At 42.5% G+C, this 20,718-nt stretch carries 22 protein-coding genes; 5 read left to right on the top strand and 17 right to left on the bottom strand.

What is annotated here, in order from left to right:
- Positions 1-91: 91 nt before the first annotated feature.
- Positions 92-667, top strand: coding sequence for an NAD(P)H oxidoreductase (locus HFD99_RS20665; RefSeq protein ID WP_016818994.1), 576 nt, complete (start codon positions 92-94; stop codon positions 665-667).
- A 74-nt stretch (positions 668-741) separates the two neighbouring features.
- Here the strand turns inward: HFD99_RS20665 and HFD99_RS20660 are convergent, their stop codons facing one another.
- From HFD99_RS20660 to HFD99_RS20645, 4 genes are all read right to left on the bottom strand, one after another.
- On the bottom strand, positions 742-1,749 hold the full coding sequence (locus tag HFD99_RS20660; protein ID WP_016818993.1) for a FecCD family ABC transporter permease: 1,008 nt from the start codon (positions 1,747-1,749) through the stop codon (positions 742-744).
- A complete protein-coding gene (locus tag HFD99_RS20655; RefSeq protein ID WP_016818992.1) occupies positions 1,746-2,771 on the bottom strand; it encodes a FecCD family ABC transporter permease in 1,026 nt (341 codons plus the stop codon). The genes HFD99_RS20660 and HFD99_RS20655 overlap by 4 nt, the downstream gene beginning before the upstream one ends.
- Positions 2,772-2,804: 33 nt before the next feature.
- Positions 2,805-3,788 carry an ABC transporter substrate-binding protein gene (locus HFD99_RS20650; protein ID WP_016818991.1) on the bottom strand — a complete coding sequence of 328 codons (984 nt, stop codon included), beginning with the start codon at positions 3,786-3,788 and terminating at the stop codon, positions 2,805-2,807.
- Positions 3,789-3,925: 137 nt separating this feature from the next.
- The gene (locus HFD99_RS20645; protein ID WP_016818990.1) at positions 3,926-4,375 is read right to left on the bottom strand and encodes an immunity 63 family protein; all 450 of its coding nucleotides are present in this window, start codon (positions 4,373-4,375) and stop codon (positions 3,926-3,928) included.
- Between the two features lie 175 nt (positions 4,376-4,550).
- On the opposite strand from HFD99_RS20645, the gene HFD99_RS20640 reads away from it, so the two are divergent.
- Positions 4,551-4,985 carry a hypothetical protein gene (locus HFD99_RS20640; RefSeq protein WP_016818989.1) on the top strand — a complete coding sequence of 145 codons (435 nt, stop codon included), beginning with the start codon at positions 4,551-4,553 and terminating at the stop codon, positions 4,983-4,985.
- 47 nt (positions 4,986-5,032) lie between these two features.
- Here HFD99_RS20640 and HFD99_RS20635 read toward each other — a convergent pair whose 3' ends face one another.
- From HFD99_RS20635 to HFD99_RS20595, 9 genes are all read right to left on the bottom strand, one after another.
- Entirely contained in the window at positions 5,033-5,953 is a 921-nt protein-coding gene (locus HFD99_RS20635) for an aminoglycoside phosphotransferase family protein (protein WP_016818986.1), read from the bottom strand.
- Between the two features lie 201 nt (positions 5,954-6,154).
- The gene (locus HFD99_RS20630; RefSeq protein WP_123797176.1) at positions 6,155-8,176 is read right to left on the bottom strand and encodes an oxidoreductase; all 2,022 of its coding nucleotides are present in this window, start codon (positions 8,174-8,176) and stop codon (positions 6,155-6,157) included.
- Between the two features lie 288 nt (positions 8,177-8,464).
- Entirely contained in the window at positions 8,465-8,995 is a 531-nt protein-coding gene (locus HFD99_RS20625; RefSeq protein WP_123797175.1) for a hypothetical protein, read from the bottom strand.
- A 140-nt stretch (positions 8,996-9,135) separates the two neighbouring features.
- Positions 9,136-10,011, bottom strand: a complete 876-nt coding sequence (gene aguB, locus HFD99_RS20620) for an N-carbamoylputrescine amidase (RefSeq protein ID WP_025364806.1) — start codon at positions 10,009-10,011, stop codon at positions 9,136-9,138.
- Between the two features lie 29 nt (positions 10,012-10,040).
- Positions 10,041-11,072: an agmatine deiminase family protein gene (locus HFD99_RS20615; protein ID WP_123797174.1), complete on the bottom strand. Its 1,032-nt coding sequence runs from the start codon at positions 11,070-11,072 to the stop codon at positions 10,041-10,043.
- Between the two features lie 116 nt (positions 11,073-11,188).
- Entirely contained in the window at positions 11,189-11,740 is a 552-nt protein-coding gene (gene yfcE, locus HFD99_RS20610; RefSeq protein ID WP_025364804.1) for a phosphodiesterase, read from the bottom strand.
- 166 nt (positions 11,741-11,906) lie between these two features.
- Positions 11,907-12,494 carry a sugar O-acetyltransferase gene (locus HFD99_RS20605; protein ID WP_025364803.1) on the bottom strand — a complete coding sequence of 196 codons (588 nt, stop codon included), beginning with the start codon at positions 12,492-12,494 and terminating at the stop codon, positions 11,907-11,909.
- A 155-nt stretch (positions 12,495-12,649) separates the two neighbouring features.
- Entirely contained in the window at positions 12,650-14,065 is a 1,416-nt protein-coding gene (locus HFD99_RS20600) for a glycoside hydrolase family 1 protein (RefSeq protein WP_031463470.1), read from the bottom strand.
- A 259-nt stretch (positions 14,066-14,324) separates the two neighbouring features.
- On the bottom strand, positions 14,325-15,233 hold the full coding sequence (locus HFD99_RS20595; RefSeq protein WP_031463469.1) for an ROK family protein: 909 nt from the start codon (positions 15,231-15,233) through the stop codon (positions 14,325-14,327).
- Between the two features lie 319 nt (positions 15,234-15,552).
- Here HFD99_RS20595 and HFD99_RS20590 point away from each other — a divergent pair, with 319 nt between their 5' ends.
- The 3 genes from HFD99_RS20590 to HFD99_RS20580 all read left to right on the top strand — a co-directional run bounded on the left by HFD99_RS20590 (position 15,553) and on the right by HFD99_RS20580 (position 17,664).
- Positions 15,553-15,888 carry a ribosomal protein L7/L12 gene (locus HFD99_RS20590; protein ID WP_039277379.1) on the top strand — a complete coding sequence of 112 codons (336 nt, stop codon included), beginning with the start codon at positions 15,553-15,555 and terminating at the stop codon, positions 15,886-15,888.
- Between the two features lie 16 nt (positions 15,889-15,904).
- Positions 15,905-16,384: a Cys-tRNA(Pro) deacylase gene (gene ybaK, locus HFD99_RS20585; RefSeq protein ID WP_039277241.1), complete on the top strand. Its 480-nt coding sequence runs from the start codon at positions 15,905-15,907 to the stop codon at positions 16,382-16,384.
- 89 nt (positions 16,385-16,473) lie between these two features.
- A complete protein-coding gene (locus HFD99_RS20580) occupies positions 16,474-17,664 on the top strand; it encodes an oxalate decarboxylase family bicupin (protein WP_029514310.1) in 1,191 nt (396 codons plus the stop codon).
- Between the two features lie 13 nt (positions 17,665-17,677).
- Here HFD99_RS20580 and HFD99_RS20575 read toward each other — a convergent pair whose 3' ends face one another.
- From HFD99_RS20575 to HFD99_RS20560, 4 genes are all read right to left on the bottom strand, one after another.
- Entirely contained in the window at positions 17,678-18,538 is an 861-nt protein-coding gene (locus tag HFD99_RS20575) for an NmrA family NAD(P)-binding protein (protein ID WP_039277239.1), read from the bottom strand.
- Positions 18,539-18,612: 74 nt separating this feature from the next.
- Positions 18,613-19,041 carry a nuclear transport factor 2 family protein gene (locus HFD99_RS20570; protein WP_039277237.1) on the bottom strand — a complete coding sequence of 143 codons (429 nt, stop codon included), beginning with the start codon at positions 19,039-19,041 and terminating at the stop codon, positions 18,613-18,615.
- Positions 19,042-19,204: 163 nt separating this feature from the next.
- Entirely contained in the window at positions 19,205-19,789 is a 585-nt protein-coding gene (locus tag HFD99_RS20565; RefSeq protein ID WP_017428512.1) for a TetR/AcrR family transcriptional regulator, read from the bottom strand.
- 187 nt (positions 19,790-19,976) lie between these two features.
- Positions 19,977-20,696 carry a YebC/PmpR family DNA-binding transcriptional regulator gene (locus tag HFD99_RS20560; protein WP_025364795.1) on the bottom strand — a complete coding sequence of 240 codons (720 nt, stop codon included), beginning with the start codon at positions 20,694-20,696 and terminating at the stop codon, positions 19,977-19,979.
- Positions 20,697-20,718 lie beyond the last annotated feature (22 nt).

Raw genomic sequence — 20,718 nt, 5'->3', positions numbered from 1 at the left:
GCGTACTTCCAGATTATTTTCCTAATGTTTATAATAGCAGCAAGCATGGAGCATGCCTAGAAGTTAGCCTATTGAGAAAGGTAGTGAAAACATGAAAGTACTAGTCGTTGTTTCACACCCAAGAAAAGATTCCCTGACCTTTAAGGTTGCCGGTCGTTTCGTACAAGGTCTTGTCGATGCGGGCCACGATTATGAGATATTGGATTTGCATGGGATCGGTTTTGATCCTGTTTTAAAAGGAGTAGATGAACCGGATTGGTCCGTTGCGGAGCAGTCTTTTTCCCCTGAAGTAGAAATGGAAATAAGGCGGTTGAAGGAGCATGATGCGTTGGCATTTATTTTTCCACTTTGGTGGTGGCATTTGCCAGCTATGCTGAAGGGTTATATTGACCGTGTATGGAACAATGGGTTTGCGTACGGTTCGAATCACCTTCATCATCAGCATATCTTGTGGATTGGCTTGTCCGGCGTTTCGAAAGAACAGCTGAAAAAGCGTAGATATGATGAAATGATTACTCATTTGCTGAATGTGGGTATTGCAGATTATTGCGGTGTTTCCAACTCCAAGGTTGAATTCTTAGATGAGACTCTGGGTTCAAATTCTGCTCATTATGAAATATTGCTGGACCAAGCTTATCGCTTGGGTCTGAATTATGCCAAGGATTAGGCTTTATTTACAAGCCGCTAACCCATCCATATTTTCCATGGAAGTGGGTTAGCGTTTTTTTCGTTTATTAAACTTTAACTGGCCTTCGACAACAAATAGAGAAAATAAGGGGTAACCAAGATAGTGATTATGATTCCGGTTGGAATATCAGCACCAAAACTGATCGTGCGTGTAAGGGTATCAGCAATCAATATAACGAGCGAGCCAACCAATGCAGTAGTAGGTAACAGCAGCTTATGATTGGGTCCTACCAACCTGCGAGCCAGATGGGGACTAACCATGCCCACAAAAAAGAAATTCCCACCAAGTGCCACGCTACCAGAAGCCAGAGCCACTGCTGCGATCGTCAAGCCGATAAATTCCCTTTTAATGGCTACGCCGAGCCCCGATGCTGTCTGATTGCCCAAATTCAGCGTATTGAGTGTGTTAGACCTGTAAAAAACGTAAAGGCTGATGATCAGCACCCAGGGGAGCAGCACCATAATATAGCTCCAGTCATCCCCCCAAAGATCTCCAGCCTGCCAACGCAGAGCAAAATCATACTGTTGCTTGTCTAATCGGAGCGTCAGTAGCAGCGACAATGCGCTGTAGCCACTCCCCATAGCAACACCCGTTAAAATTAGGCCTGTAGGTGAAATGTCTCTTCCCCGCCTAAAAGCAAACATAAAAATCAAAAATGCTGCTGTGAGCCCGCCTGCAAAAGCCAGCCCTGGAAGAATAATAGGCGATAGTAATCCCTCACTAGCGAACAGCGTAATATATAAAAGCACGAATAACCCCGAGCCCGAGCTGATGCCTAGTGTCCCTGGACTGGCCATGTCGTTTTTGAGCAAGCTTTGCATAATACAACCCGATATCCCCATGCCAATACCCACTAATACGGAAAGCACAATACGTGGCAGTCGAAATTCAAATACGATCAGATTCTGCTTGCTCGTTCCTTCGCCGATGATGACCTTGAAAACTTCGAGTGGGGACAGATTCATTTTCCCGACATTCATGCTGAGTACAGCAACCAGCAGTGTCAACACGGTTAACAGTAAAATAATGCTTATACCCCTGCTATTGCGGGACAGATTCAACTAAACTCCCTCCTTTGCTTGCGCACAAGGTAGAGAAAATAGGGTACGCCGACCAAAGCAAAAATAATGCCTAGCGGCGTTTCATGAGGGCGATTAATCATTCGACCCAGCAAATCTGCTGCCAGTAGAAACACTGCTCCATACAACGCTGAGGCGGGAATAATATATCGATAATCTGTACCGACCAGATAGCGTATAATATGTGGCACGATCAAACCTACAAACCCAACAGGACCGACTACAATAACCGATAACCCCGTTAAAATTAATACGATTAAGGTTGAAAATAGCTTGATTCTATTCGCTCGAATTCCTAGGCCTGATGCCACCTCCTCTCCAAAGCTCAAGATCGTAATGGAGGGAGACAGGGCGATAGCACAGACCAAGCCCACTACAAATAGTGGTGAAATGAAAGCCAGTTCACTCCACTTGGCACTGGCTGTACCACCAGCAGACCAATAATCAAGTGCTTGACCAATCTCATACTTAATTGCGAGAAAAGTGCTGAACGCACCAAAGAGCATAGAGATGGACATTCCTGCTAGCACTAAGCGCTGAGGCGTCATCCCCCGTTTGCCTATAGACGCGATGTAGTACGTAATTCCTGTGGTGGTTGCTGCGCCCAAGCAAGAATACAGCATGGTTTCACCATAGGTGCGCCCTGGCAAAAAGGCCATACATAGCGCAATAGCAAATGTCGAGCCTGAGCTTATACCAATGAGTCCCGAGTCGGCCAATGGATTGCGAGTCGTTCCCTGCATGATCGCCCCGCACACAGCTAGGCTACACCCAACTATGATGTCCGCCACAGTGCGTGGAAAACGCAATGTATGAATAATTTGGTGTTCCGTAATATTGGGATCAAATTGAAATACAGCCCCCCATGCCAGCTTCAAGCTCATTTCCGAAGCACCAAAGGTGATGGATGCTGCGGAAACTATCATGAGCAGAAACACGCCCACAATCATGTAGCTTACAAAATGAAATATTCCTTTTTTATTTCGTTCTTTGTGAGTAGACATTGATTACACCCTTAGTTGGTCAATTATGCATCATTACTTCGTTTGTTCCAGTAATTTGCCAATAATATAATCTAGCTGTCCTGTCATACTAGCAACGTCCGAATAGTAGAACAGTCCTGCATATTTCGCTGGAATTTCGATGATGTGCCCATTTTTGACGGCTGGAATACTGCTCCAGATTTTGGTTTTCGCATATTCGGATTCTTTGCCTTCCTGCTTAAACCACAGGACATAATCGCCAAAGTATTCAGCAGCTACCTCATAGGATAAAGAACCTCTCCCCTCTCCAGAATTTTTAACCAATGTGTTGAGCTTTTCCGGTTTGTGAAGTCCTAGATAATCGTAAATTAACGTTCCTCCACGTGAGCCTGTTTCATAATATATTCCGTAGGAGCCACTGCCCCAGTCCTCAAAAATGCTAAACGTTTTGTCCTTGAATATGTCGGAATTTAGTTTTTCTTTGGCCTCACTCAACTTGCTTTCAAACTGTGAAATCACTTTATCCGCTTCTGCTTCATGTCCTGTGGCCTGACCAAGGAATTTCATCCGTTCCACAGACGTCATCTTACCCTCAGGTATTACAAGAACAGGTGCAATTTTGGACAGCTTATCATAATCTTTTGTATCATATGTAATGATGAGATCAGGATCGTACTTCATAATTTCCTCGGTCTCCCATTTTTCAATAACAGGAATCCCGTTAAACTTATCGTAATAAGGCATGGTTTCTTGTTTCCAACCAAATACCGCAGCTGGCTTGATTCCCAACGTGAATACATCGCCAATATACCAGTTCACCACTACCCGTTGGGGGTTAGCGGGCACCTTTACATCTCCTTTTATCGTAGAGACTGTACGTGTACCAGACTCACTGCTTGCCTCTTCCTTCGCCGAAGATGCAGGTTGAGCAGATGAATCTGAGGAACTGCCAGCATTGCCACATCCTGAAATAACGAAGATCATTACGAATAGTGCACATAAAATCATGTGAAATTTCTTGTTCTTCATATAATACATGTTGTAAATTCTCCTTTGAAATATAGTAATAGCAGAGCATACTTAAAATTAGTGATAGTGATATTGATAATCATTATCACTAATATAAAATTGTAAATTTCTCCTCCAAGATTGTCAACTGTTTCTTTAAGTTTTAGTTACTTTAATGGATTTTCCAACGTTGCCCTTCTATTCGCTTCATGCCATTCCTGATAGATTCCTCCAATTTCATAAAATGCTTTATTTATTGCAGTTGTCAGCTCCTTCATGATCTCCTTGGTATATTTTAGATGAGTATTTCGGTTATCTACTTTATATTTACGAAGCAGATTTAGGTGAGCAATGATATGAATCGTATCTTCGATGATCCAATACATCACATCCTCTACATCTTTCGTAAGCTTATTTAGCATCTGTACGCCTCTTTCATACATTTGGAGCGTGTATCCCTGTTTGCCAACTTTCACATGCGGACTCAGATCATCATAAAAACCTGTACGGAAAGGTCGGCTTACATATTGCTCATACTGTTCTTCGTACATCGAAGTTTGTTCGAGCAGCTTAACGGTCATTTCTATGATTTCTTGTTCATTGTATATTTTTCTCATCCTATTTCATCTTCCTTTTCTATACTAAAATTTAAGTCATCATCATATTAGGTTATAAGTAATGCAATAAAATACTAAACTATTTTTTTACCAACCATTAACAATTCTTTTTACTGCAAACGATAATTAGAATAGAGGGATTTTCCTCGATATTTTAATTGAAGGGGACAGGCAAATGAATAAAGTATGGGCGAAAGCATCGGCTATTTTATTGGTAGTGGTATCCCTAATCTTCAATGGAACGTACGCACTCGCAGCTTCAGCAACATCCACGTATATCTTTACGTTTCAGCAAGCAACCCTGGTCTCGAATGACCATGTAGGCAACGATTGGGCCATCGCTGCCCAGGTGGCTGGTCAGTCCATTAGTGAAGGTAACAGCGTAAAAGTAAAAGCCAAGTCGGGTAGCAGCATTAAGCTGTATGCGTACGCTGAGGAACAAGACAAAATTCCTGATGTAGGCGAAATCACGAAAAATGTAAAGGTCTCTTCGGTTTCTTCCAAAGGTTCTACCGTTAAGTTAAGAGTCACTGTTACTGAAAATCGTGGACGATACTCAGGTCATCAAGCCGTTTGGGAATTCACCTATAAGATTAAGAAACAATCATAAAGCACTATAAATAGACCGTCACTCTCAGGAGCGGCGGTCTTCATATTTTACAAGTCAGGACAACTAGGTAGATACCATTTCGGGATATAGATTTGAAAGCAATCATATGCCTCCAAAACCTCTTCAGCTCGTTGTACCATATCGTCTACCTCTTCTTTGCCAAATGGAATGGCCCAGGGAATCGATGAAAGCTGATTGCTTGCAATATACAGTGCCATTAATCTAAAAAATAAATCCGGTACATCATTATGGAAATAACCGTGAATACGACCTGAAGCAAATAATGGGCTTAATCCTGCACACCAGGTAATACGGTTGAATTCTTCCCAGGGATCACCATAATCCAGCCTATTAAAATCAATGATCCCCAGTTCACCAGATGGGGTAACCACCATATTTCCGACGTGATAATCCCCGTGCTGAAATGTCTGGGGGCGATTTTCTAATAGATGACGGTTTTGCTCAATAAAGCTTATCGTTTGGTCTGCTCCCTTTAAAGCAATACCGCATGACTCAAAGTTTCTAATATATCTATTGATTTTGGCATTATAATGTTCAGCCCATGGGACCAGGTCCTGCTCTGCATGAATCTCATGCAATTTAGCCAATACCTCTCCCGCCTGAAACCCGAGTTGATACTGCTGTTCGGCGTTTAAGGATGGGATAACACCTTCAGCATCTTCCCCGTTGACCCAGGTAAATAAAGAGTATACCGACTGTCCGTTGTTGCATATCCCAAAATCAAGCGGACGGGACATTAGAATATTATCTATATGATGCAGCTTTTTTACGGATTCAAATTCTCGCTGTTTCTTGTCATATTGGGCGATATCCGAAATTCTCAATAGTAACTCCCTACCGTCAGCGGTTTGAATATGATACTTGTTGTCACTGGACCAGCCCTTATGTATTTCTTGCACGTTGCTCCATGCACTGGCACCTGGTATTTCCCTCAAGAGTTGACTCACGCTCGCATCCCTCCACGCTAATAATAGCCTTGCTTGCTATGCCTTCCATAGTTTACCTTCAAAATGAGGAAGGAATCAATCTTCTTGCCAGCATAAACCCAAATAAAAAGGCTGAAAAGACAAATTGTCTCTTCAACCGGATTATAAAATGAGTTGTTACATAAATACCCATCATAATTACCTATCACATATACCCTCAATTTAGTAAGCATAGGAAAACTCATTTTTAAATTCGTCTACTCGTTGAATGGTTTTCAGAATATTCCGACCTTCACGGGTACCATCAATAATACGACGCGCTTGTTTGCTGTCTCCGATGTTTACAACTTCCACTTGATGCTCTTTTCCATATTGAAGCAAGCTATCCATCAGCGGAGTGTATGAACGCATACCCAAACATACGAATCCGAGATCAAAAGGAATCTCAAACACCTGTTCTCCACGCTTTACTTTGAAACGGTCGCTGCACACTTCCGTCAAAGCTGTCTCTGTATGGACGTTCACTTCTCGTTCCTCCACCATTTTCATCATTGAAATGCGGGTAATCATATCCAGGTCCTTACCCAATATAGGCATCATTTCAATGATAGAAACTTCTTTAGCCCCGCGCTCTGCATAATATTCTACAACATCCAGTCCCACGGCTCCGCCACCCACTACAGCAATACGTTTGCCTTCAAACTCTTGAAAGTTCTCCACTTTGTTCAACAGATCAAAGATAGAAAATACTTTTGTACCCGGTTTTCCTAGTTGATCGTGCAGACCTGCAATCGGTGGAAGCAGCGGTTTGGCCCCCGTTGCATTAACAATAATATCAGGGTTCAGAGCACTAATCATCGTCAGATCTGCTCGTGTGCCTGTGACAATATTCAGATTGGTTAATTGCTTGGTGCGCTGAATCAGATAATCTGGGAAGTCATTGATGCGCGTTTTGTCTGGTAAGCGTGCAATATCACGCGCAAGGCCACCCAGTTCTGCCTTTTCTTCAAAGAGGGTTACTTGGCAGCCTACCTCAGCCGCTGTACAGGCCGCTTCCATTCCCGCGGTACCCCCACCGATCACAACGACTTGGACATTGTTTCTAACTCGTTGTTTCCGGTATTCAGCTTCCTTGAACAAATCTGGATTTACCGTACAGCAAATTGGTTTACTTTTGGAGATACGGTGATCGGCACAACCAATGTTGCAGGAGATGCATTTTCTAAGCAAATGCTCGTAGCCGTTTTGCACTTTGAGTACCCAGTTCGGTTCTGCGATCAAGCCTCTGCCCATTGCCAGAAGATCAGCGTCACCTCTTTCCAATATGTCCTGCGCAGCCTGTGGGCTCCGTATATTACCTGAGGTCATCGTGACCTTTCCGAATTTATCTTTTACTGCTTTAGCCATATAAGAGCGCCAACCATCTGGCAGGTTCATCCCGTCTATCTGGTACTGAATGGAATCATTTAGAGCTGCAGAAACGTTCAAAATATCTACCTCATCATTGAGATACTCCAGTAACTCCAGTGTATCTTCCAAGGTATTCCCACCTTCTGTAAACTCCTCCGCACTAAAACGTAAGCAAATGGGGAAGAATGGACCCACCACTGAACGAATTTCATCAATGACTAATCTGGCAAAACGAGTACGGTTTTCTGCGCTGCCGCCAAATTCATCCGTACGTTTATTGTACATCGGCGAAAGAAACTGACTCAGCAAGTAGGAATGTCCCGCGTGAATTTCAACACAGTCAAATCCTGCTCGCTGTGCTCTTCCCGCTGCTTCTCCGTATTTACGCACAATGGCATAAATTTCTTCTTTTTGCAAAGGTCTTGGAATCGCTCCACCCTTTTTAGAAGGAATATTCGAAGAAGAAACGGGTTGAACTCCGTTCAGTCGTCCAGCATAAGCCGAAGCACCCGCATGGTTAATTTGTACAGAAACACATGCTCCGTAAGAGTGCAGAGCTTCTGTTAATCTAAACAGTCCAGGAATAAACTGATCATTATCCATCCGCAGCTGGGTTGTTCCGTTCGTGCCCATTGGGAAATCCAAACAAACATTTTCTACTGTAATCAGGCCGGTCCCCCCTTTGGCCCGTTGTACGTAATAGTCAATATGATCCTGAACAAAGCTTCCATCCATGGCAGCAAAGTTGGTTCCCATCGGGGGCATTACAATCCGATTCTTCAAGGTCATACGCCGTATGGTCAGAGGTTCAAATATCGCAGGATAGTGGTTCATAGTTCTTCCTCCTTGCAGTTTTGCAAATTTCATTCATTTTCAAGTTTCATTACATAACTCATATATGTGATTTTTTTCACTTTAAAGAATATCGAAGTTTTATTGAGTACGATCATTCCTTATGACTTGATTTTATATTATTCGATCTATAAATTCTAATGCTATTTTATACGCTGAATCATAGTTTCAGTCTATAGATAAAATATAGTCCTACATAAAAAAAGGAACCATCCTTTAAGAAATGTTCCTTTCAGCTCAAACCCAAATCATACTTTATTCGTTATTCACCTATGTATCCGTTCTTTTGAAACCGTAGGGCCTACGCTCCAATATACCTTCCCTAACATATCTGTCCAACAGTTCACACATTGTAGCATATCCATTTTTGCTAAATGAAGGTGTGTAGGCTTTGGCTTTAGGAGAGGTGTTCAGATATTGAAGGAAGAATCCCTCATCTATCACCTGCGTATCGTAAATATAAGCTTCAATCGATGTATGCCGTTCTGGGTGATGCTCCCCAATATTCACAAACAGACAATGATCACCATGTAAATCAGCTGACCATATTCCATCTATAATCAAGTCTGTTTCTCCTTGTTCCAGCCATTCAAACTGAGTTGGGAACGGAACGTACTCAGAAGGTCTCATTTGATGGGTTTCGGTAGCCATTCGTTCACATAAACGCTGCGCAGATAGCGTGTACTCGTCCCAAAAGCCCAAAATAGCCATATCTCTTGCGCGCGAGTATCCCCATTCTTGATTTTCTTCTGTCGAAGTTTTGAACTGTGCTAACGATTGGTTTATCCTCTTATGCTTCATTGCTGTTCTCCTTCCTCCGATCTATCACAAGATGTACTCCCATTTAGAAACCAAAAATCCCCCGCTCGAAAAGCCGTGTGAGTTCAAAAAAGAAACATCACGGCTTAACGGCAAGGGAAATATATCTATCTGTATACAGATTATACTTTTAGATCACCATCATAGGTGGCAATCATTTTGTATAGTTCGGGACGACGGTCACGGAAAATGCCCCATTCGATCCGCCCTACTTCCAGCTCGTCCAGATCAAATTCAGCGGTAAGCACTTCCTCATCGGTACGACCAGCCTCTGCCAACTTATTCCCTTGAGGGCCAGCGATAAAGGATGAGCCGTAGAAATTGATGCTGGATTCTTCATCGGTTTCCTTTCCGATACGGTTGGAAGCAATGACTGGAATCAGATTGGAAGCTGCATGACCTAGCATGCAAGTCTGCCAGTGATCCTTAGAGTCAATGGAGGAATCTTGTGGTTCTGAACCAATCGCTGTCGGGTAAAATAAAATTTCTGCGCCCATAAGCGCCATACAGCGGGCCGCCTCAGGATACCATTGATCCCAGCACACGCCTACTCCGATTTTGGCATAACGTGTATTCCACACTTTAAAACCGGTGTCGCCCGGATTAAAATAAAACTTTTCCTCATACCCAGGGCCGTCCGGGATGTGGCTTTTGCGGTATTTACCTAACACTTCACCATCTGCATCAATAACAGCAAGACTGTTGTAACGAGCATAGTTCTTCTTCTCGTAGAAGCTGATTGGCAGCACAACCTGCAATTCCTTGGCAATCTTCTTGAAATGGTTAACCGCTTTGTTGTGCTCCAACTCAGTTGCATATACATAATAATCAGACTTTTCCTTCTGGCAGAAGTATGGAGTTTCGAACAATTCCTGCAGCAAAATAATTTGCGCACCTTGGGCTGCCGCTTCACGTACCAACTTCTCTGCTTTGCTGATATTTTCTTCGATATTGGTAGAACAGCTCATTTGAGTTGCTGCCACTTTTACTTTTCTCACCTTAGTCCTCCTTATAAATGTTGTATCGTTCAACGCTTTACAGCAGGCATCTGCTGGGTTGTACAGTGTACGTTACCGCCTTCACGGATAACTGCCATACCATCTACAGTGCGGATCTTGCGATTCGGGAATACTTTTGACAGCACTTGCTGGGCTGCAAGATCACTCTCAGCAGCAGTTCCGCCAAACACAGGCAAAATAATGCCGCCATTCACAAAGTAGAAGTTAATATAGCTCAGTGTCAGTCGGCTGTCTTCATAATCCACACGCGGCGGTTGGCCGATTTGAATCACTTCCAGCTTACGACCTTTGGCATCCGTTGCTTGCTCTAGAATACGCAGATTTTCCTGCGTGATTTCATAATTTTCATCCTCAGGATCATCACATACTTGCATAATGACCTTGCCAGGAGCAGCGAAGCAAGCAATATTGTCCACATGACCATCCGTTTCGTCGCCACTGAGTCCACGTTTTAGCCAGATAATTTTCTCGGCACCTGTATATTCGCATACGTACCGTTCTATTTCTTCTCGGCTTAATTCCGGATTACGGTTGGGATTGAGCAAGCACTCTTCGGTTGTAATTAGAGTACCTTCGCCATCTACATGCAGTGAGCCGCCTTCCATTACAAGCGGTGCATCTAACCGCGGAACTCCAAGTTTGTCCAGTATTTGCGGCGCAACCTGGTCATCCAGATCCCAGGGAGCATATTTGCCGCCCCAAGCATTAAACTTCCAGTTAATACCTGCCAACTGACCCTGCTCATCCGTCAGAAAAGTTGGACCGTTATCACGTAGCCACGCATCGCTGTGCTCTATCGGTAACAGTTCTACCCGTTCCCCGAGCTCAAGCGCTTTAACGCTCTCCAGATCATCTGGATTTACGACTACGGTAACTGGTTCAAATTCCGCCATAGCACTTACGATTTCGGCATAACCCTTACATACCTCGGCATGCATATCGGGGTAAACCATTGAAGATTTTACAGGCCAGGAAATATACGTACGTTCATGTGGCGCCCATTCAGGCGGCATCTTATAATGTGAATCCTTAATTTGCATGTATTGAAACTCTCTTTCTTTTCAGAATGTAGACTCCGCTCCTATCATACAATAATATGATCTTTGTCTCAATCGAAGCGGAAAAGTTTTAATAATTTACATTGAAATTTGAGAAATTACTTTGAAAAGGTGATTGCTTTCACCGTACTGCCATCAAAATCCTTCACGGTAAATTGTGCTCCCTCCAGCACACCATAAGAGGATGGATAGTTTTCTTTTGGCAATGCGATTGAACCAGGGTTCAGTACAAAGACCCCATTTTCCACATCTGCTACCGGAATATGAGTGTGTCCTTGAATGAATACATCACCCGCTTCAAGTGGCGGTAAATTTCCGATACTAAAACCATGTCCATGCGTGATATAGATTCGCCGTCCTTCATGGTACAGTAAAGCATAATCACCCATCATCGGAAAATCCAGCAACATCTGATCCACTTCTGCATCGCAATTCCCGCGTACCGACACCGCAATGTGAGATTTGTACTTGTTCAGCATAGAAGCCACTTCCGCTGGGTTATATCCTTCCGGTAACGGATTTCGCGGTCCATGATACATGTAATCTCCAAGCAAGACAAGACGGTCAGCTTTCTCCTCCTTGAATTTTACCAGTGCCAATTGCAACCAGTACAGCGAGCCATGAATATCTGATATAAACATTAATTTCATAGTTTTTCCTTCCTTTCTGAATAGGCCATAGTAATTTGGAAATATTCCTCTTACGTTCATTATTACATTATTCCCTGAACAAATCTGTGCAAAAATGTTTCTTTACGTTGGGTAGTTCTCTGTAAAGACGCAAAACTACAGTTCCAAATGAACTGTAGTTTTATGGTTAATTTCTTATATACTTGTGCTTGTCATCTTCGGTAATTTTACGGATGACCTTACAAGGGTTTCCTGCGGCAATCACACCAGAAGGAACATCTTTGGTAACAATGCTTCCTGCACCAATAATTGAATTATCCCCTATCGTGACGCCCGCCAGAACGCAAACATTACCACCAATCCAAACATTATTGCCCACAGTAATTGGAAATACAATTTCCAACCCTTCATTACGTTGCTCCACATCAAGAGGATGACCCGCAGTATAAAATCCGCAGTTAGGAGCAACAAATACATTATCACCGAACACTATTTTTGCCCCATCAAGCATGACTGTATTGTGATTACTATAAAAATTTTCACCGATTTCAATATTATACCCATAGTCACACACAAAAGGCTGCTCGATCAAGAATCTATCCGTTGTCTTTCCTAGTAAAGTTTTGATGAGTGTTTCTCGTTCTTCCATATTTCTAGGATGGAGCTGATTATATTCGTAGCAGAGTCCTTTAGCGTATAAACGTTCCTCAATCAACTCTTCATCATAATTAGCATTGTACAGGAGTCCTAATTGTGATTTTTCTTTTTCTGTCATCGCTTGTCCTCACTCCGTTTATGTAGTTAGATTCTCGTGGTAAATGACGCTCATGAAAAAAATTAGCGACCGCTTCCCCCATAATAAAGCAGAGGCGGTCGCCACGTAAAAACATCATTATGTTTTTATAACTTAGTTACTGGTTTATTTATAAATTAACGTTTCAAGCTTTCACCGTTCGTGGCAATAACTTCTTTGTACCAGTGGAACGATTTTTTCCGGTATCTTTCAAGTGTGCCGCTGCCATCATCATGACGGTCAACATAAATGTAACCATAACGTTTTTTAAGCTGAGCAGTCGACGCGCTGACAAGGTCGATACAGCCCCAAGATGTATAGCCCAGAACCTCTACTCCATCTTCAATCGCCTCCCCAACTTGAACCAAATGATCATTCAGATAGTTGATCCGGTAGTCATCTTCAACCGTTTTTTCACCTTTTTCATTGGTGATAAGCTCGTCCACAGCGCCCAGACCATTTTCAACGATGAACAGTGGTTTTTGGAAGCGATCATAGAATGTATTCAGCACATAGCGCAGACCTTGCGGATCAATTTGCCAGCCCCACTCACTTGCCTCGAGATGCGGATTGCTCACCCCACCGAGGATGTTACCTTCACCTTTGACTTTTTTAGCTTCGTCTGCAGTCTCACAAGTACTCATGTAATAGCTGAACGAGATAAAATCAACCGTATGCTTCAGATCTTCAGCATCACCTGGCTCAAAATGAATAGAGATTCCGTTTTCTTTGAAGAAACGTTTCATGTAACCTGGATATTGACCTCTTGCATGAATATCGGCAAATGCCATGTTTCTGTGATCAAATTCCATTGCTGCAATTACATCGTCTGGATTAGGTGTCAGCGGATAAGTAGGCATACTCAGTACCATACAACCAATTTTGAAATCAGGATTAATCTGATGACCGATTTTTACCGCTCTTGCACTCGCTACCAGCTCATGGTGAATCGCTTGATAAAGATCTTGTTCACTAAGTTGATCTTTTGGTGTGCTAATCCCGCCACTCATGAAGGGTGCTTCAAGAATGGAGTTAATTTCATTGAATGTCAACCAGTATTTTACTTTATCTTTGTAGCGATTAAATACAGTTGTTGCATAGCGCTCATAGAAATCAACAAGCTTACGGTTTACCCAACCATCGTATTCTCTGGACAAATGTAAAGGTGTTTCATAGTGAGATAATGTAACGAGTGGCTCAATGCCATATTTATGAAGTTCATCAAACAAATCATCATAAAATTGCAAGCCTTGTTCATTAGGTTCCAACTCGTCACCTTTAGGGAAGATACGTGACCAAGCTATGGAAGTACGGAACACTTTAAAGCCCATTTCTGCAAAAAGTTTGATATCTTCTTTATAATGATGGTAAAAATCAATACCAATCAACTTCATATTATCTTCTGTTGGTACATCCGTAACCGGCCCCCAACCACCACGAGGAGTTACATCCTGAATGGACCAGCCTTTTCCGTCTTCTTGATAAGCACCTTCGAGTTGATTAGCAGCAACTGCTCCACCCCACAGGAAATCTTTTGGAAACTGTGTACTCATATTTTCTCCGCCTTTGCTGATGTTTTTTCATTAACTAGGACATAAACACGTTACCTCTACGCTAATGTTTATAAAGTACTTCTAATTGAATCTTAAGGTTTGTAACGCGTTTCATGTCAAGTATTATTTTAAAAACTTGCAGAGTCTATAATCGTATTATCTCCAATACTTACTTCCATATTTATAACAACGTCCCCACCCATTTATCCGTTAATTACCAATTGTAACTGGGTGAGCTATTCTTCAAAGCGGGAGGCCTCTATTTTCTTTTTTCCACCAATTGTAAATTGTAGGTCAGGCTTTCAAGGGTAACTGAAATCAACCCATACATGTATTCATCGTGCGTATCGTTTTTTACAAAAATCTCAGGCATATGTTCTTTGGGTACATCTTTAAGACAGCCGTTATAAATATCATCTAATAGTGCTGGCTTAGATAACTCTCCAGTCAAAGCGATCGAGACCGGGTCTATAATCGCAATAATGGATGTTATCGTTTTGATCGCCAGAGGAACAAATTCCTGTGTGCTATTTAACTGTTTAAGCTGTTCCTCTCTCGTTATGCCAAAGGGTAAAAAGGAAACTTCCCCAGCAAATTTGGTATTTCCTTTTAACAAATGTCCATCGACAATAAAACCCGCTCCCGGAAAATTATCCTTGGGAAACGTAACAATAGCAAAGGTTTTGTCCTCGTCATAATTTTGCATGTTATAAAATCCATAGACGGTCAGATGCATATCATTTTCAATGGTGACTTCTAACCCGTATTTATCTTGAAGGCGTGGTCCTACAGGGACTCCTATCAGCAGATCAAGATCACAGACATCAATAACCCCTTGATGAACAACCCCCGGAATGCCAATACCAACGGCTTTGACGTTTCCATAGGTATGAATTAGCTCTCCGACTTGGTCATCTATGACTTCATAATCAATATGCGGCACAACGGATGTATTCTCTGCGATAATATCGCCAAGCATATTGGCCACAGCATAAGTAAGAGAATGTACTCCTCCTTCTGTTTTCACAGTTAAACAAATAATATAGGAATAATCAGCGTTATATTTGTACCGTCTAGCCGGGCGACCACCACTCGACTCTTCCAATTCCATCTCTAATACTTCTCCGGTTTGAAGAAGCTCATTCAGAATATTCCCACAGGTTGCCACACTAAGTCCTGTAATACTGGCTATAGACGACTTGGTTGCAAATTCCTTGGATTTCAGTGTGTTTTTAACTAGCTCTACATTAATTCGTTTGACCCGAATGGTATTATTGGAGACTGGTTGTATTTGAATACACCCCTTTTGAAGTGATTATTAAAAGGTTAATAATAAGCTGTAATATAACGCCCGGTCTGCAATAAGTCAATTTGCACAACCCGTACACAAGAATATGATTCTCCATTCGATTAGTCGATCATCATGATATACTATGGATAAGAGGCAAAAATTTAGTGATAAAACTAACAAGAAAAGGGAGATTCTATTGGCAACTAGCGAATATGTAGCAATCATTGCGTTGATCCTCTCCGTCATACTTTTGTTCAAGGTCTACCGTCTTCAATCTCGACTTAATAACCTGAAATCCGATGTGGAGCGTCTTGAGAACCGTTCAGGACCAACGGAAACATCGATGTCAAGTACAATTACTCCCCCTCCTCCACATTTCCTAGACACAGAAGCTTCAAAAGAAATCAATCAAAGGCTGCTTCTACTGATCAGGGAAGGAAATAAGATTCAAGCCATAAAAGAATTAAGAATCGCTAAGGATCTGTCTCTTAAGGATGCAAAAGATTATGTAGATCATTTGGAAAAGCTTTAAGAAAGGAAGAATTAAAATGAGTGTCAGCAAAACAAACGCCATGCGCATATTAGACGGGCAACACATCCACTACAATATTTTGAGTTATGACCATCAAGATGGAAAAATAGACGGTATGAACGTAGCCGAAAAGATCCAAAGAGCACCGGAATCCGTTTTCAAAACCTTGGTTGCACATAGCAAACAAAATCTGTTTGTTTTTGTCATTCCTGTACATAAAGAGCTTGATCTCAAAAAGGCTGCCAAATCTGCGGGAGAGAAAAAAATTGAAATGCTTCCTGTTAAGGAGTTGCAAAAGCATACAGGATATATTCGCGGTGGCTGCTCTCCCATAGGAATGAAAAAGCTCTACCCCACTTATATCGACCAGTCCGCAGTTGAACTGGAAACGATCGTTGTAAGCGGCGGGAAAATTGGAACTCAGCTGGAACTGAGTCCGCACGATTTGGCTCAAATCATTCAAGCACTGTTTACAGATCTATCGCACACGGTATAAAACTCATCACGTCATCATAAAATCTTTATGCGTATTTTCTCTTAATCCTATGCTTCATCATGCTTCAACCTAGAGAGGAAGATCAAATGATGCATAATGATTGCTCAAAGAAAGTCGGAATCCCCCAACCCATCAGAAGTGATGGTGCAGGGGGCATCGACAAGGGTCCACGTGATGTGATGAGGGATTTACAAAATCCGGATATGCTGGTTCCTCCCGTAACGGACAATGGTCTCATACCGAATATGCGGTTTTCTTTTTCAGATGCTCATATGCAGCTTAATCATGGTGGGTGGTCAAGAGAAGTTACAGTAAGGGAGTTACCCATTGCCACAACTCTTGCCGGAGTGAACATGAGTTTGACACCGGGCGGTGTCCGTGAGCTTCACTGGCATCAGCAGGCAGAATGGTCTTATATGCTGTTAGGAAGTGCACGGATTACGGCAGTTGACCAAGATGGACGTAATTTTATTGCTGATGTGGGCCCAGGCGATCTCTGGTACTTTCCACCAGGCATCCCGCATTCTATACAGGGCCTTGAAGAAGGCTGTGAGTTTTTGCTGGTTTTCGATGATGGCAGTTTTTCCGATCTGAACACCTTATCCATCTCAGATTGGTTCGCCCATACTCCCAAAGAGGTGATTTCTGCAAATTTCGGGATTCCAGAAACCGATTTTGCAGCCATTCCTCAAGACCAAGTCTACATCTATCAGGATTCCGTTCCCGGTTCAATCCAAAGTCAAGCGGTTCCCTCTCCCTATGGGACGTTGCCCCTATCCTTTAAGCATGAATTACTAGCTCAGCCCCCGATCAAAACACCGGGCGGAAGCGTACGGATCGTCGACTCCTCCAATTTTCCGATTTCCAAAACTATCGCAGCTGCCCTGGTTGAGATTGAGCCCGGAGCCATGCGAGAGATGCACTGGCACCCCAATAATGATGAATGGCAATACTACCTTGCAGGGCAAGGACGGATGACTGTCTTTGGCGGTAATGGTGCAGCCCGGACATTTGATTTTAGGGCCGGGGATGTTGGATATGTGCCTTTTGCTTACGGTCATTACATTCAAAATACTGGCTCCAGCACACTATGGTTTCTTGAAATGTTTAAAAGTGACCGTTTTGCAGATGTGTCCTTAAATCAATGGATGGCTCTTACGCCTACAGAACTGATTCAAAGTAATTTACATGTTGGTTCTGATGTAATCTCTAATTTACGAAAGGTCAAATGGCCCGTCGTCAAGTATCCTGGTTACTCTTATGACCCTAAAAATAAATAAAGGAATCACTTCGTCATGATGTCTTCCAGCTGTTTCTGTGGCTCAGAACAAACTGCTCAAATGAGACCGGACAGCGCCCAGTGACAAGCTTAACGGTATCAGTCACTTGGTCTTCACTTCCGTTTTCACGTATCCTTCTATCCAATCCTGCCAGCATATCTGCATATTCTTCAGGCATTCCAGCGCGAACCATGCCCGCTTTCAACTCTTCATCAGACAAAGAGATATGCTGGATCGGTTGGACTGTTGATTTCCCAATAATTTCAGCCACTTCGTTATATGTTAGTGTTTGAGGTCCAGTGATGACATGAGCCGCGTTGTGTGGTTTATCGTCAATAAGAGCCCTCACTCCCACTTCTGCAATGTCATCTGCACTTACGAAGCCTATTCTCCCGTTTTGGGTTGCACTATAAATGGCCTTGTTGTTTTTGATCGTTTCCACATGCTGGCCTTCTGTGAAATTCTCCATAAAGTAGGATGGCTGTAATATAGCCCACTCTGGAGCTAATCTACGAAGTGCTTGATGCACAGGTCCAAATACTGGCCCGTCCTCAGGCACAGATGCGCTGCCTAAAAGCACGAATCTTTGCACTCCTTCTCTCAAGGCCCTCTCAATAAAAGGAATCATCACTTTGGCGGGATTGACGTCCAACACAGGTACTACCAAATAAACTTTATCTACATTCATCAGTGCCTGTGCATGTGTTGATTCATCATACCAATCAAAATATACATAATCTTCTTCTTCCCAATTGCCAGGTTTAGTACGCCCTGCCAAACGTACCGGATACTGAAGTTGCGTAAGTTTGGCAGCTACACGGCTGCCTGTTTTGCCGTTTGCCCCTGTAATCAACGTTATATTTCTGTCTTTCATAAAATTCATCTCCTATTTAAATTTTTTATCTTAGTCTAGATTTTCATATCTCCATGAGGCTTGAACTCTTTCATTCATGATTCCAAGGCTTCAAGAGCGACCAAAGGGTTCCAGTAATCTTTGTAGTGAGTAATTTTTCCGTTCTTCAACTTAATAACAGAAATGTAGGTTTGATTATACGGTTTACCTGTGCTCACAGCCTGCGCCTCACAGGCAAATTCGGTCACGAATAAATCCGGGTCCGTTGTCGTATGGATAATTGGTGAAGAGAAATCCTGAATCCGAAGCATATTAGGAAATTCCTTAATATACTCGTAAATCGCTGCTTTGCCTTGAAGCATTTGTGCAAAATGCTTAGGCGCATAAGGGAACTCGAAAACAGCGTGATCATCAAATAATGAAATCCATTGCTCTATATTTTCTTCTAACATGTTGCACATAAATTTATGCATGACTGCTTGCGCTTGCTGTTTTGCTTTGTCGGTATTCGGATTGATTGTCATGGTAGACACCTCGCATAATTATTTTTAGTTCCTGCTTAAAACAAATTCAAGACAGAAATTAAACATAAGAATTCTAGATTGATCAGTCTATAATACTCAAAAAAATTTTGACTAATTGGTCTAGAATATTCAAAAAATAAACGCTATTAAGCGTTCATAAAGATCACTCCAAAATCGACAGCGTCGTACGCACAACATCTCTAAGCACCTCAGGGCTTGCGCCTGTCTTGGCGGTAAATGTCAGCGATAATCGGGCATGATTTAGAAATCTGGCGATTGACAACAGTTCAGATTCCGTAGCATGAATCTCCCCCTCACTTTGGGCGCGGACTAGGGCGTTGTAAAAAGCAAGTTCAAGCTTTTCAGTGTTTTCAGTAATAAAAGCTTTGATCTCATGATGATGCGGAGCCTGTTCAATAGCACTGTTCATAATAAAGCATTCCTTCGACAGCCTCTTATCCATCAAGACTCTAACAGATTCATTAAAAATCATCGCTATTGCATCCTTAATGCTCCCAGGTTGACTGAGCAGATGTACTACGGCTTCGGTTTTGTCACGTATGTAAAGCTGAATAGCCGAAAAAAACAAATCGTATTTCGTGCCGTAGGTATCATAAAGACTTTGCCGCGCTATACCCAGCTGATCCAGTAAAATGGTCAGAGAAGTTCCCTCATACCCATGCTCTCCAAATACAGCCATAGCTTTTCGCAGAACACTTTCAGTATCAAATTCTTTAGCTCTTCCCAAACCTCATGTTCACCTCCTTGCTTATGATTATAATTTTTACAGACTGATCAGTCAAGAAAATAAAATTGATTTTATATAATTTTATTCACAAAAAACCATCGTACCGAAATACGATGGTTTAGGAATGTTTATTTTATCCAAACGCTCAGGTGTATCCAAACGCTCAGGTGTAAATGATGCAATCCGACTATTCCTCAGAGTCTACGTTATGGTAAACCTGCTGAACATCCTCCAAATCTTCTAATGCATCAATCAATTTATCAAATTGAGCCTGTGCATCTTCTGGAAGAGTAATATCATTTTGAGCAAGCATGGTGAGCTCGGCAACGGTAAACTCCGTTACTCCTGCCTGCTTGAAAGCTTCCTGAACAGCATGGAATTGATCAGGCTCTGCATATACGATGACGGCTTCATCTTCTTCAATGATGTCACGAACTTCGACATCTGCCTCCATCAGCAGCTCCAGCACTTCATCTGGAGTTTTACCTACCAGACCAATAACTGCTGTTGAATCAAACATATAGGCTACAGATCCGCTCACGCCCAGGCTACCGCCATTTTTAGTAAAAGCAGAACGCACATCTGATGCTGTACGGTTTACGTTATTGGTCAGTGCATCTACAATGACCATGGAACCGTTCGGTCCGAAACCTTCATAGCGCAGCTCTACGTAGTTTTCATCGCCAGCACCTTTTGCTTTTTCAATAGCACGGTCAATGATCGCTTTCGGTACATTGTACGTTTTTGCACGTTCTAACACGACTCTTAGGACCCGATTGGATTCAGGATCAGGCTCGCCCTGTTTGGCTGCCACATAAATTTCCACGCCAAATTTAGCATATATACGACTCGTATTAGCATCCTTGGATGCCTTCTTTTCTTTAATGTTATTCCACTTACGTCCCATAATATCCCGCTCTCTTCCTGTA

Source organism: Paenibacillus sp. EKM301P, from assembly GCF_011800295.1.
Lineage (GTDB): Bacteria > Bacillota > Bacilli > Paenibacillales > Paenibacillaceae > Paenibacillus > Paenibacillus polymyxa.
This window is presented reverse-complemented; position numbering and strand designations above follow the sequence as displayed.

What these genes read in the sequence shown, in the direction of transcription:
- HFD99_RS20665 (WP_016818994.1), top strand. Translation starts at nt 92, where the DNA reads ATGAAAGTACTAGTCGTTGTTTCACACCCAAGAAAAGATTCCCTGACC.
- HFD99_RS20655 (WP_016818992.1), bottom strand. Translation starts at nt 2,771, where the DNA reads ATGTCTACTCACAAAGAACGAAATAAAAAAGGAATATTTCATTTTGTA.
- HFD99_RS20650 (WP_016818991.1), bottom strand. Translation starts at nt 3,788, where the DNA reads ATGTATTATATGAAGAACAAGAAATTTCACATGATTTTATGTGCACTA.
- HFD99_RS20645 (WP_016818990.1), bottom strand. Translation starts at nt 4,375, where the DNA reads ATGAGAAAAATATACAATGAACAAGAAATCATAGAAATGACCGTTAAG.
- HFD99_RS20640 (WP_016818989.1), top strand. Translation starts at nt 4,551, where the DNA reads ATGAATAAAGTATGGGCGAAAGCATCGGCTATTTTATTGGTAGTGGTA.
- HFD99_RS20630 (WP_123797176.1), bottom strand. Translation starts at nt 8,176, where the DNA reads ATGAACCACTATCCTGCGATATTTGAACCTCTGACCATACGGCGTATG.
- HFD99_RS20625 (WP_123797175.1), bottom strand. Translation starts at nt 8,995, where the DNA reads ATGAAGCATAAGAGGATAAACCAATCGTTAGCACAGTTCAAAACTTCG.
- HFD99_RS20615 (WP_123797174.1), bottom strand. Translation starts at nt 11,072, where the DNA reads ATGCAAATTAAGGATTCACATTATAAGATGCCGCCTGAATGGGCGCCA.
- yfcE (WP_025364804.1), bottom strand. Translation starts at nt 11,740, where the DNA reads ATGAAATTAATGTTTATATCAGATATTCATGGCTCGCTGTACTGGTTG.
- HFD99_RS20605 (WP_025364803.1), bottom strand. Translation starts at nt 12,494, where the DNA reads ATGACAGAAAAAGAAAAATCACAATTAGGACTCCTGTACAATGCTAAT.
- HFD99_RS20600 (WP_031463470.1), bottom strand. Translation starts at nt 14,065, where the DNA reads ATGAGTACACAGTTTCCAAAAGATTTCCTGTGGGGTGGAGCAGTTGCT.
- ybaK (WP_039277241.1), top strand. Translation starts at nt 15,905, where the DNA reads ATGAGTGTCAGCAAAACAAACGCCATGCGCATATTAGACGGGCAACAC.
- HFD99_RS20580 (WP_029514310.1), top strand. Translation starts at nt 16,474, where the DNA reads ATGCATAATGATTGCTCAAAGAAAGTCGGAATCCCCCAACCCATCAGA.
- HFD99_RS20575 (WP_039277239.1), bottom strand. Translation starts at nt 18,538, where the DNA reads ATGAAAGACAGAAATATAACGTTGATTACAGGGGCAAACGGCAAAACA.
- HFD99_RS20570 (WP_039277237.1), bottom strand. Translation starts at nt 19,041, where the DNA reads ATGACAATCAATCCGAATACCGACAAAGCAAAACAGCAAGCGCAAGCA.
- HFD99_RS20560 (WP_025364795.1), bottom strand. Translation starts at nt 20,696, where the DNA reads ATGGGACGTAAGTGGAATAACATTAAAGAAAAGAAGGCATCCAAGGAT.